Below are 12,121 nucleotides of genomic sequence, written 5' to 3' on the forward strand. Positions count from 1 at the left end.
GCGATCGAACCACTCGTCGCCGCGCGACGCCCCTGCCAGCATGGCGGTGATCTTGGTCGGGCGACCCTGTGACTCGCTTAACGTCCGCTGATGGTCGTCAGGGTTTGGGGCGCTTGGACTTCGGGAGTTTGGCGACGACCGCGTCGTAGGAGGCGTCGATCAGCTCGTACAGTTCGTCGGGCGGTACCGCGCCGTCGAGACGGATGCTGTTCCAGCCGTAGCGCCCGATGTAGGCGGAGGCGCTGACGTCGCCAGGGTAGATGAGGACGAGTTCGTCGGCTTCGGCGCGGTCACGACCGCATTTGAGGCCGATCGCGGTGCCGTCACCGAAGAAGGCGAAGATCTTGTCGCCGACCTTGGCGACGATGTCGCCCTCCCACGGTTCGTCCTGCCGGGCACCGGGTTTGGCCAGGCAATAGGCCAACGGGTCCACGCTCATCACCAACTCCTTCACACGGGCAACAGCCGGGAGACGACCTCGGTCAGCTGGCGGGCCGAGCGGCATTCGTGCATCTCGATCACCTCGCCGTAGTCGCGGGCGGCCGAATCACCGGTCCCCCACAGGTTTTTCGGCTCCGGATTGAGCCAGTGCGCGTGCCGGGCGGTGCCGACCAGCTCGCGCAGCGTGTCGAGCCGAGGATTGCGATAGTTGGTGCGGCCGTCGCCGAGGATCAGCAGGGAACTGCGGCTGGTGACGGCCTCGCCGAAATGGTCGGCGAAGGTGGTCAGTGCCTGGCCGTAGTCGGAGTGGCCGTCGGCATCGATGATGCGTGATTCGGTGAAGATCCTGGTGAGCACGTCGTCGAGCCCGGCGTGCGGCTCGAAGAAGCCGGTGACCTCGTCGGTGCGGTCGACGAAGGCGAAGATGCGCACCCGGGAGAACTGCTCGCGCAGCGCGCTCACCAGCAGCAGGGTGAAGTTGCTGAATCCGGCCACCGAACCCGAGATGTCGCACAGCAGCACCAGTTCCGGGCGGCCGGGGCGTGGCTTGCGGTTCACCAGGTCGATCGGTACGCCGCCGGTCGACATCGAGGCGCGCAGTGTCTTCCGCAGGTCGATCTCGCCCCGGCGGGAGCGCCTGCGCCGCACCGCCAGTCGGGAGGCGAGGATGCGGGCCAGGCGCTGGGTGCCGCGCCGCAGCTCGACGAGTTCGCGTTCGGAGGCGCGCAGGAAGTCGGCATCCTCGGCCTGGCGGGCGACGCCGTAGGTGGCGACGCGCTCGCGCCCGATCTGCTCGGCGACCCGACGGTTGGTCTCGGCTTCCACGCTCGCCCGGAATCCGGCGATGCGTTCCCTGGCGACACGGCGGGCGACCTCGGTATCGCGCTCGCTCGCATCCGGCGGCAGGGCGAGCCCCGCCAGCACGCGCGCCAGCAAGCTCTGCGGCGCGAGATCCTTGAGCGCCTGATAGGCGGAGAACGAGGGGCCGCGCGCGGACTGGTACTGCCCGAGCTGCTCGACCACCTGTCCGGCCAGCAGCTGGATCTGCGCGTCGGTGTCCTGACCGGCGAGCAGTTCGGCGAGCTGTTCGCGCAGGGCGGGCAGATCGATCTCACCCTCGGGGGTGCGGGGCAGATCGAGTGCGTCGGCACTGCGCTCGCCCACCGCGACCGGGAACCACAGGTCGAACAGGCCGTCGAAGGTGGCGCGGTGGGTGGGACGGCGCAGCAGCGCGCAGGCCAGGCCCTCGCGGACGGCCTCCCGGTCGAGCAGATCGAGGACGGTGAGCACCCGGCCCGCGTCGACGGTTTCCGACGGCCCCACCGGCACACCACGGGCCCGCAACGCCGTGACGAACCCGGCGACATGGCCGCCGAGTCCGTGCGGCGCGGGCGCGGTCATGTTCAGGCGAGTTTCAGCTCGGCCAGCGCGCGCTGGTGATCGCTGCGGTGTTTGAGCACCACCCCGAGCGTGGCCCGCACGGTGGCGTCGTCGAGGTCCTCGGCGCCGAGCGCGAGCAGGGTGTTGCCCCAGTCGATCGATTCGGCCACCGAGGGCAGCTTCTTGAGCTGCATTCCGCGCAGTACGTGCACGATCCGCACCAGCTGCTCGGCCACCGCGGTGGACAGCTCGGGCACCCGGCTGGCCAGAATGCGGCGCTCGAGCTCCTCGTCGGGGAAATCGAGGTGCAGGTACAGGCAGCGCCGCTTGAGCGCCTCGGACAGCTCGCGGGTGGCGTTCGAGGTGAGCACGACGAACGGTTTGCGCGTGGCGGTGATGGTGCCCAGCTCCGGCACGGTCACCGCGAAATCGCTGAGCACCTCGAGCAGCAGGCCCTCGATCTCGACATCGGCCTTGTCGGTCTCGTCGATCAGCAGGACCGTCGGCTCGGTGCGGCGGATGGCGGTGAGCAGCGGCCGCGAGAGCAGGAACTCCTCGGTGAAGACATCGGCTTTGGTTTCGGCCCAGTCGTTCTCGCTCGACGCCTGGATCCGCAGGATCTGCTTGGCGTGGTTCCACTCGTAGAGCGCGCGGGCCTCGTCGACACCCTCGTAGCACTGCAGCCGGACCAGTTCGGCCCCGGCGACCTGGGCGACGGCCCGCGACAACTCGGTCTTGCCGACCCCCGCCGGGCCCTCGATGAGCAGCGGTTTACCCAGCCGGTCGGCGAGGAAGACGGAGGTGGCGGTGGCCTTGTCGGCGAGGTAGCCGGTGGCGGCGAGCCGGTCGACGACCTCGTCGACGGTGCTGAAGATCGGTTCCTGTACCAGGGTCACGACTACACCGGCCGAGTCTGGCCGTCGCCCCACACGATCCACTTGGTGGAGGTGAGTTCGGGCAGTGCCATCGGGCCGCGGGCGTGCAGCTTCTGGGTGGAGATGCCGATCTCGGCGCCGAAGCCGAACTGCTCGCCGTCGGTGAACGCGGTGGACGCGTTGACCATGACCGCCGCGGCGTCGACCCGGCTGGTGAACTCGCGGGCCGCGGCCAGATCGGCGGTCACGATGGCCTCGGTGTGGCCGGTGCCCCAGGTGTTGATGTGCTCGACGGCGGCGTCGATACCGTCGACGACCTTGAGCGCGATGTCCATGGTGAGGTACTCCTCACCCCAGTCGGCATCGGTGGCGGGCACCTGACCGGGCAGGTCGCCGTGGATGGTGACGCCCGCGTCCTCGAGCGCCTTGCTCAGGCGCGGCAGCGCGGTCTCGGCGACCGAGGCATCGATGAGCACGGTCTCGGCGGCGTTGCAGACGCTGGGACGGCGGGTCTTGGCGTTGAGGACGATGGCCTCTGCCATGTCGAGATCGGCGGCGGCGTGCACGTAGACGTGGCAGTTGCCGGTGCCGGTCTCGATGGTGGGCACCTGCGCGTCGCGCACGACGGCGTTGATCAGGCCTGCACCGCCGCGCGGGATCACCACGTCGACCAGGCCGCGAGCCTGGATCAGGTGGGTGACGCTGGCACGGTCGTGACTGGGCAGCAGTTGCACCGCGTCGGCCGGGATCTGCTGGGCGACAAGGGCTTCGCGCAGCACCTCGACCAGGGCGGCATTGGAGTTCGCCGCCGAGGACGAGCCGCGCAGCAGGGCCGCGTTGCCGGACTTGAGCGCGAGGCCGAACGCGTCGACGGTGACATTTGGGCGGGCCTCGTAGACCATGCCGACCACGCCCAGCGGCACCCGCGTCTGCCGGATCTCGAGCCCGTTGGGCAGCGTGGAACCGCGCACGACCACGCCGACCGGATCGGGCAGGCCCGCGACCTGGCGCAGACCCGAGGCGATGCCGTCGATGCGCGCCTTGGTCAGGCGCAGCCGGTCGAGCAGGTTCTCCTCGGTGCCGGCGGCCTGCGCGGTCGCGATATCGGCGGCATTGGCCGCGAGGACGCGATCGGCGGCGGCGAGCAGGGCATCGGCCGCCGCGTGCAGGGCCTCGTTCTTCTGCGCCGTGGTCAGCTGAGCCAGCACACGGGACGCGACGCGAGCCCTGCGGGCGGCGTCGTGCACCGCGGCGCGGATGTCGAGCTCGGGGGTCACTTCTACCGTCATGGGTATCAGCGTACGCAGTCCGGCTCCCCCGCTCGACGCCACCCGGACACTGTAAAGCGGCCCCGACCGGCGGCGGGATCGAGTTGTCCACAGGGTTTGTGCCCGCCGCGGAGGTTGCTCACAGGCCACACCGCGCGGGGTCGGCTCGGCGGGGCGAGGTCCTGGCCGACACGTCGGCGGCAGTGATCGGCGGGCCCGACAGTGCCACCAGCGGATGATCGCCGGAAACGACGGCAAGGACGCCCGCGCCGCTAAGTTGGCTCCATGGACAACTCCGCCGGACCTGCCGTCGTTGTCCTCGGCAGCATCAACATGGATCTGGTGACGAGCACGCAGCGTCGGCCGACACCGGGTGAGACCGTGCTCGGTTCCGGCTTCACGACCGTGCCCGGCGGCAAAGGCGCCAACCAGGCGATCGCGGCGGCACGCTCGGGCGCGCGGGTGCGGTTCCTCGGCGCGATCGGCGACGATGCCTTCGGAGCCACGCTGCGGGCCACCCTGGCCGACGCCGGTGTCGACACCACACTCCTGCGGGTGCTCGACGGGGCGAGCGGGGTGGCCACGATCGTCGTCGACGCGACCGGCGAGAACAGCATCATCGTGGTGCCGGGCGCGAACGGGCGAGTGCGCGACCTGACCGGCGAGGAACTCGCCGCGATCGCCGAGGCCGACATCCTGCTGTGCCAGTTGGAGATCCCGATCGAAACCGTCACCGCCGCCGCCCGGCACGCCCGCGCGGCGGGCACGATCGTCGCGCTGAACCCGTCGCCGGTCCATCCGCTCCCCGCCGAGCTGTGGGCCGCCGTCGACCTCGCGATCGTGAATTCCCTGGAGTCCGAGCAGTATTCGGCCGAGCTGACGCAGGTGGCGCACGTGGTGCGCACGTTGGGCGGTGACGGGGCGACCTACCGCGGCACCGATGGAACCGAGCTGTCCGTCGCGGCGCTGGCTGTGGACGTGGTCGATACGACCGGCGCGGGCGACGCGTTCACCGGTGCACTTGTCGCGACCTGGTTCCGGGGCCCGGAATTCACGCTGAACTGGGCGAACGCCGCCGGTGCTGTCGCCACGACCACGCTGGGCGCCAGTTCATCGATCCCCGAGCGCGCACGGATCGCGGCCGCGTTGAGCTGAATCGACCGCACGAACTCGCGCTCGGCGAACGCCCCCACTGGCCGTTCGGCCCGGCCTCGGAAACTGTTCCCGCGCCTCGTTTCCCCACGTTGCGGCGCACGTCGGCAGCCGCCCCTGCCGATATTCGGATGCGTCGTCCTCCGCGGTTCCCTACCGTTGGTGACTCATCCAGGAGAGGACCGAATCATGTTTCCCGTCGAGCTGCGCGGTACCAGGGCGCAGACGCTCATGTGGGCCAACGAGCACGAGATCGAGCAGTCGGCGCTGCGCCAGCTCCGCAATATCGCGGACCTGGAATGGGTGCACGGACTGCGCGTGATGCCCGATGTGCACCTGGGCAAAGGCGCGACGGTGGGCTCGGTCATCGCCATGCGGGACGCGGTCGCGCCCGCCGCGGTCGGAGTCGACATCGGGTGTGGGATGGAGAGCGTGAAGACCGGGTTGACCGCCTCGGATCTGCCCGATGACCTGCGGTCGTTGCGCTCGCGGATCGAGCAGGCCGTGCCGGTCGGGTTCAACGCGCACCGCAATGCCGTGAATGTCACCGCGCTGCACGCCGGTTCGCACGGGCAGTCGGCGCGGACCAAGGGCTGGGAACAGTTCTGGCGCACGTTCGGCGACCTGCACCCCGGTGTGTCGTCGCTGGAGTCCAAGGCGCACAAGCAGATCGGCTCGCTCGGCGGCGGCAACCACTTCATCGAGGTCTGCCTCGATCAGGACGACGCCGTGTGGATCCTGCTGCACTCCGGCTCCCGCAACATCGGCAAGGAACTGGCCGAGCGGCACATGGCGGTGGCGCGGGCGCTGCCGCACAACCAGTCGCTGCCCGATCGTGATCTGGCCGTGTTCCTGGCCGGGACACCGGAGATGGCGGCCTACCGGCGTGACCTGACCTGGGCGCAGGAGTACGCCGCGCGCAATCGCGCGGTGATGCTGGCGCTGGTGTGCCGGGCGGTGCGCGAGGAGTTCGCCGACCGCGAGGTGCGTTTCGAGGAGCCGATCTCGTGTCACCACAACTACGTGGCCGAGGAGATCATCGACGACGTGCCGATGCTGGTGACCCGCAAGGGCGCGGTGCGGGCGGGCGCGGGCGATCTCGCACTGATCCCGGGATCGATGGGGACGCGCTCGTATGTGGTGCGGGGCAAGGGAAATCCGGCCTCGTTCCAGTCGGCCTCGCACGGCGCGGGCCGGCGGCTGAGCCGGACCGCGGCCAAGAAGCAGTACACCGTCGCGGATCTGGTAGCCCAGACCGAGGGCGTGGAGTCGCGCAAGGACGCGGGTGTGGTCGACGAGATCCCGGCCGCGTACAAGGACATCGACGAGGTGATCGCGGCGCAGTCGGATCTGGTCGACGTGGTCGCGACGCTGCGTCAGGTGCTGTGCGTGAAGGGCTGACTCATCGTCGGCGCAGGGTGCCCGCCACCCCCGCGCCGACGAGCAGCAGCCCGGCGACGAAGGTGAAGCCGCTGGTGATCCACGCGTTGAGCGCGACGTGCAGCTCGTCGGTCATCAGCGGCAGATCGCCCACCAATCGCCAGATGCTCTCCGGTGAGACGAAGTAGATCAGGCCGGGCAGCACGCCCCACACCAGTCCGGCCAGGATCGTCGCGACCGGGGTGTAGCCGGCCAGCGCGCTGACCAGCAGGAGCAGCAGCGCGCCACCGATGACCTGCAGGCTGGACCCGAATCGGTCGGCGGCGTCACCCAGGATCACCCAGCGACTGGTGGCCAGCGCGCCGTGCGCCGCCAGCGCCATCCCGATCGGCGTCACCACCAGGGCGAGGAACGCGCCGATCAGGGTGCGTGACACCGTGGAACTGGACTGGAACTGCGAACCCGGCGGAGTCCAGCCCGCTGGTGAATCGAACCTGTTCGCCATCGCTGGTCTCCTGCTCCCCGACCGGATATCCGGCATCTCCCCTATTGTCCTCGCCCAGGCGGGTTTTCGCCGCCCGAATCCCTGATCGTCATCCGCGCGGCCGCGGCGGGGTTCTGTACTGCCCATCGGACCTGTCGGTGGGCGCTGGCACCATGGCCACCATGACCTCAGCCGCAGGCAACGACGTGCTCGACCTGACTGCTCCCGACCTGCGCGAACGCGCCGAGGAGCTGCTCCGAGAGCTCGCCGGACCGGACGCGCGGCTGCGGGAGGACCAGTGGACGGCGATCGAGGCGCTGGTGGTGCGGCGCAGGCGGGCGCTGGTGGTGCAGCGGACCGGCTGGGGCAAGTCGGCGGTGTACTTCATCGCGGCCAAGCTGCTGCGCGGCGCCGGGCGGGGGCCCACGGTGATCGTGTCGCCGCTGCTGGCGCTGATGCGCAACCAGGTGGCCGCGGCCGAACGGGCCGGGGTGGTGGCGGCCACGATCAACTCGGGCAATGTCACCGAATGGGACGAGATCCATCAGCGGGTCGCCGACGGCGCGGTCGACGTGCTGCTGGTGAGCCCGGAACGGTTGAACAACCCCGACTTCCGCGATCAGGTGCTGCCGCGGCTGGCCGCCGATGCCGGACTGGTCGTCATCGACGAGGCGCACTGCGTCTCGGACTGGGGCCACGACTTCCGGCCCGACTACCGCCGCATCCGCACCCTGATCGCCGACCTCGGTTCGGACGTGCCGGTACTGGCGACCACCGCCACCGCCAACGACCGGGTGGTCACCGATGTCGCCGGGCAGATCGGCACCGACACCCTGGTCCTGCGCGGAACCCTGGACCGGGAGTCGCTGCATCTGTCGGTGGTGCGGTTCGAGGACGCGGTGCAGCGCACGGCCTGGCTCGGCGCGCAGCTCCATCGGCTCCCCGGTTCGGGCATCATCTACTGCCTCACCGTCGCCGCCGCCAACGACCTGGCCGACGTGCTGAACTCCCACGGTCACACCGTCGCCGCCTACACCGGGCAGTCCGATCCGGCCGAACGCGAAGTACTCGAAGGCGCGCTGCTGAACAACGAGGTCAAGGCGCTGATCGCGACCTCGGCACTCGGGATGGGTTTCGACAAGCCCGATCTGGGGTTCGTCGTGCACGTCGGCGCCCCGTCCTCGCCGATCGCCTACTACCAGCAGGTCGGCCGTGCGGGTCGTGGCACCGATCGGGCCGAGGTGGTGCTGCTGCCCGGACCCGAGGACGCACGGATCTGGAGTTACTTCGCCTCGGTGGCGTTCCCGCGCGAGCACATCGTGCGCGCGGTGCTCGCGGCGCTCGACACCGACCGGCCGATGTCGACGGTGGCGCTCGAACCGCTGGTCGAGCTGAACCGGTCGCGGCTCGAGATGGTGCTCAAGGTGCTCGACGTGGACGGCGCGGTGCGGCGGGTGCGCGGCGGCTGGTTGTCCACCGGGCAGCCGTGGGTCTACGACACCGAACGCTACGAGCGGCTGGCCGCGGCGCGCGATGCCGAACAGCAGGCGATGATCGACTACCAGTCGACCAGCTCCTGCCGGATGACGTTCCTGCGCCGCCAACTCGACGACCCCGGCCTCGGCGCGCTCGACGCCACCACGCCGGATTGCGGGCGCTGCGACAACTGCACCGGCGTCCGTCCCGACACCACCGTCGACGAGGCCGCCGTCAGCGCCACCCGCGCGCGCCTGGACCGCCCAGGCCTCGACCTCGCCCCGCGCAAACAGTGGCCCAGCGGCATGGCCAAGCTCGGAGTTCCGTTGTCCGGCAAGATCTCCGAGGGCCCCGAGACCGGTCGAGTACTCGGCAGGCTCACCGATCTCGGCTGGGGGCAGCGGCTGCGCGCCCTGCTCGACGCACCCGACGCGCCCGTACCCGACGCCGTCTTCGACGCGTGTATCGCGGTGCTGCGCGATTGGGACTGGGCGCAGCGCCCGCGCTCGGTGCTGGCGATGGACTCGCCCAGCCACCCGCAGCTCACCGAGAGTCTGTCGCGACGGCTCGCCCAGATCGGTCGCCTCGAGCACCTGGGCACCCTGCACACCAGGCCCGACCGACCACCGGTGTCGGCCGCGAACTCGGCGCACCGGGTCGCCGGGCTGTTCGACTCGTGGGAGGTTCCCGACCTGACCGCCGTCGAGGGCCCGATCCTGCTCGTCGACGCCCGCACCGACACCGGTTGGACCCTCACCGTCGCCGCACACGCCCTGCGCCGCAGCGGTGCCGACGCTGTGCTCCCCTTCGCCCTGGCCACACCGACCTGATCGGTGGATCGTGTTGCCCCGCCGCACTGTGTCCGCGATCCCCGACCTCCCGCATCGCCACGGGCACAAGCGATCTCGGAACCGCGATCGGCCGAGGCGGCCCGCCCCGGGCGGCGTCGAGCGTTATCCACCGACCCGGTGGCGACGCCGCGCGGAGCACACAGCGCCGACTGTCACCTTCCCCGTGATCCAGTACGCTCGGTGCCTACGCACTGGTCTACCGGTCAATCGATGGAGTCGTCATGGCGTCCGCCGCACCGTGGATTCCCCCGCTGCCCGTGATCAGGGTGATCCAGCGGGTACGTGACGCACTCACCGTCCTGCACCGCAAGCTCGTTCCCGGTCATCTCGCCCTGCTCGAAATGCAGGTCGCCGGATTCCTCTCCCAATCCATCAGCGCCGCCGCCGAACTCGGCATCGCCGATGCGCTCGTTGAGGGCCCACGTCGACCCGCCGAGCTGGCCCGCGCGGTCGGCGCCGACGCGGACGGCGTGGACAGGTTGATGCGGCTGCTGGTGAGTTTCGGGGTGTTCGCCCAGCGCCGCGACGGCGCGTACGCACTCACCGCGATGAGCCAGGCACTGCGCCGCGACGCCGAGGTGACCCTGCGTGATCTGTTCCTGTTCTACGGATCGCCGTTCCATCGCAACCACTGGACCCATCTCACCGACGCGGTCCGCACCGGCCGCTCGGTCGGCCGCGACCTCGACGGCGCGGACTTCTTCGAGTACGCCGCCGAACACCGGGAGCTCGGCGATCTGTTCGACAAGGCGATGACCAGTATCAGCACACTGTCGGTCGCACCGCTGCTCGCCGCCTACGACTTCGGCCGGTTCGGCAGCTTCGTCGATGTGGGCGGCGGACGTGGCAGCCTGCTCCTCGAGATCCTGACCCGGAATCCGGCGGCGACGGGCATCGTGTTCGACCTGCCGAGCGTGGTGGACGAGCTGGCCGCCGACCTCACCGCGTCCGGTCTGGCGCAGCGCTGTACGGCGACGGCCGGTTCGTTCTTCGAGTCGGTGCCCACCGGTGGTGACGCCTACCTGCTCAAACACGTCCTGCACGACTGGTCCGAGGACCAGGCCGTGCAGATCCTGCGGACGCTGCGCGCCGCCATGGACCCCGCCGCGGTGCTGCTGGTGATCGAATTGGTCCTGCCCGGTCACCACCGTCCGCACCCGGGCAAGGTCATCGACCTGGAGATGCTGGTGAACACCGCGGGCCGCGAACGCACCGAGGCACAGTTCCGCGACCTGCTCGCACGCGGCGGATTCACCCTCACCAGAACCGTCGCGACGGCGGCCCCGGACTGCGTCCTCGAGGCCGTCCCACGCTGAGCCCGGCTCGACACGCCGCGCCGATGGTGTGTGCAACGCGCCACCAGTGCTTCAATGCGGCTATGACCAGGACCACGTTTGCTCGAACCCTGATGGCTGTTGCCGTGGGCTGTGCGGCCGGATTCACCCTCGTCACCACCCCCGCCCAGGCCCTGCCGGAGAACCCACTCGACTGCTCGGGGGTCCCCGGCGCCCAGGCCGCCGCCGACCGGGAAAGCGCCCGCCACGGCATCGCGATCACGCCGCTGTGCTTCAGCGGCGGCCTCTACAGCAACATCCACGCGGGCATCCCGCTCGCGGTGTTCAACCCGCTGACCCTGCCCGGCACCGTCTCGGTCTGCATGGACCAGCAGCCGGCGGTGGAGGCGGCCGCCCAGTTCAATTGGACCCGGGTCGACGTGATGCCGATGTGTATCCAGAACCGGGCCTTCGGCGTGTACGAGATGTAGCCGATCGGGTCCGCTACCAGCAGGGGGCGGACCCGCTCGACTATCGTTGCGCAGGTGGCCAAGTCTGCGACTCCGGCTGTCGAACTGCCGGTGGGTGAGCACACGGTGCGGGTCAGCAATCCGGACCGGGTGTACTTTCCCGAGCTCGGCGTGACGAAGCTGGATCTGGCGCGCTACTACCTGAGCGTGGGCGACGGGATCGTCAACGCGCTGCGCGACCGGCCCTGCATGCTGCACCGGTTCCCGAAGGGCCTGCCCGGCGGCAAGGTCCACCAGAAGCGGCTGCCCGCCGGCGCGCCGGACTGGATCCCGACCGTGCGCGTGTACTTCCCGCGCTACGGCCGCCACGCCGACGAACTGTGCGTCCACGAACTCGCCGACGTGATCTGGGCCGTCCAGATGTCCACCGTCGAGTTCCATCCGTGGAACTCCCGCGCGAGCGACACCGAATCGCCCGACGAGTGGCGCATCGACCTCGACCCCATGCCGGACTGCCCGTGGTCGCGGGTGCAGCGGGTCGCCGGGGTGGTGCACGAGGTGCTCGACGAGCTCGGCGCTGTCGGCTGGCCGAAGACCTCCGGTGGGTCGGGAATGCACGTCTACGTCCGGATCGCGCCGGAATACGGGTTCAGCCAGGTGCGCCGGGCCGCGCTCGCCTTCGCCCAGGAGGTGCGGCGGCGAGCGCCCGAGGACGTGACCACCGAGTGGTGGCGGCGCGACCGCGATCCGGCGCAGCTGTTCGTCGACTACAACCAGAACGCGCGCGATCACACCATCGCCGCCGCCTACTCCGTGCGCGGAGTGCCCGCGGCGACGGTGTCGACCCCGGTGCGCTGGACCGAGATCGACGACATCCATCCGCGCGATTTCACCATCGAGACCGTCCCCGCGCGCTACCGCGAGCTCGGTGACCTGCAGGCCGGCATGGACGAGGCCGTCTTCGACATCGCGGCGCTGCTGGAATTGGCCGATCGGCACGGCGTCGACGAGCCGGTCGATCTCGACGAATCGTGAGCAGACGCGAGGGTGGGCCGACGCGGTCGGCGACG

At 70.2% G+C, this 12,121-nt stretch carries 11 protein-coding genes; 6 read left to right on the forward strand and 5 right to left on the reverse strand.

The genetic code is table 11. From position 1 onward, the window contains the following. Positions 1-97 precede the first annotated feature (97 nt). From ACFVVM_RS25220 to ACFVVM_RS25235, 4 genes are read right to left on the reverse strand one after another with little or no spacing between them, the layout of a single operon-like run. Positions 98-439, reverse strand: coding sequence for an MmcQ/YjbR family DNA-binding protein (locus ACFVVM_RS25220; protein WP_387622836.1), 342 nt, complete (start codon positions 437-439; stop codon positions 98-100). A gap of 11 nt (positions 440-450) precedes the next feature. Continuing rightward, the gene (locus ACFVVM_RS25225; RefSeq protein ID WP_387622839.1) at positions 451-1,842 is read right to left on the reverse strand and encodes a VWA domain-containing protein; all 1,392 of its coding nucleotides are present in this window, start codon (positions 1,840-1,842) and stop codon (positions 451-453) included. Positions 1,843-1,844: 2 nt separating this feature from the next. Then, positions 1,845-2,717, reverse strand: a complete 873-nt coding sequence (locus ACFVVM_RS25230) for an AAA family ATPase (RefSeq protein ID WP_387622842.1) — start codon at positions 2,715-2,717, stop codon at positions 1,845-1,847. Between the two features lie 2 nt (positions 2,718-2,719). Continuing rightward, entirely contained in the window at positions 2,720-3,985 is a 1,266-nt protein-coding gene (locus ACFVVM_RS25235; RefSeq protein ID WP_387622844.1) for a glutamate-5-semialdehyde dehydrogenase, read from the reverse strand. Between the two features lie 264 nt (positions 3,986-4,249). Between ACFVVM_RS25235 and ACFVVM_RS25240 the strand changes: the two genes are divergently transcribed. Both ACFVVM_RS25240 and ACFVVM_RS25245 read left to right on the forward strand, forming a co-directional pair. Further along, the gene (locus ACFVVM_RS25240; protein ID WP_387622847.1) at positions 4,250-5,119 is read left to right on the forward strand and encodes a ribokinase; all 870 of its coding nucleotides are present in this window, start codon (positions 4,250-4,252) and stop codon (positions 5,117-5,119) included. A 186-nt stretch (positions 5,120-5,305) separates the two neighbouring features. Then, positions 5,306-6,517: an RtcB family protein gene (locus ACFVVM_RS25245; RefSeq protein ID WP_387622849.1), complete on the forward strand. Its 1,212-nt coding sequence runs from the start codon at positions 5,306-5,308 to the stop codon at positions 6,515-6,517. 1 nt (position 6,518) lies between these two features. Here the strand turns inward: ACFVVM_RS25245 and ACFVVM_RS25250 are convergent, their stop codons facing one another. Continuing rightward, positions 6,519-7,001, reverse strand: a complete 483-nt coding sequence (locus ACFVVM_RS25250; protein WP_387622851.1) for a hypothetical protein — start codon at positions 6,999-7,001, stop codon at positions 6,519-6,521. Positions 7,002-7,162: 161 nt separating this feature from the next. On the opposite strand from ACFVVM_RS25250, the gene ACFVVM_RS25255 reads away from it, so the two are divergent. The 4 genes from ACFVVM_RS25255 (at position 7,163) to ligD (ending at position 12,086) form a co-directional block, all read left to right on the forward strand. Continuing rightward, on the forward strand, positions 7,163-9,286 hold the full coding sequence (locus tag ACFVVM_RS25255) for a RecQ family ATP-dependent DNA helicase (protein WP_387622853.1): 2,124 nt from the start codon (positions 7,163-7,165) through the stop codon (positions 9,284-9,286). 242 nt (positions 9,287-9,528) lie between these two features. Next, positions 9,529-10,623, forward strand: coding sequence for a methyltransferase (locus tag ACFVVM_RS25260; protein WP_387622856.1), 1,095 nt, complete (start codon positions 9,529-9,531; stop codon positions 10,621-10,623). 62 nt (positions 10,624-10,685) lie between these two features. Then, positions 10,686-11,072: a hypothetical protein gene (locus ACFVVM_RS25265; protein WP_387622858.1), complete on the forward strand. Its 387-nt coding sequence runs from the start codon at positions 10,686-10,688 to the stop codon at positions 11,070-11,072. Positions 11,073-11,126: 54 nt separating this feature from the next. Continuing rightward, the gene (gene ligD, locus ACFVVM_RS25270) at positions 11,127-12,086 is read left to right on the forward strand and encodes a non-homologous end-joining DNA ligase (RefSeq protein WP_387622861.1); all 960 of its coding nucleotides are present in this window, start codon (positions 11,127-11,129) and stop codon (positions 12,084-12,086) included. Positions 12,087-12,121 lie beyond the last annotated feature (35 nt).

Source organism: Nocardia sp. NPDC058176, from assembly GCF_042883805.1.
In the GTDB taxonomy this organism is placed as follows: Bacteria; Actinomycetota; Actinomycetes; order Mycobacteriales; family Mycobacteriaceae; genus Nocardia.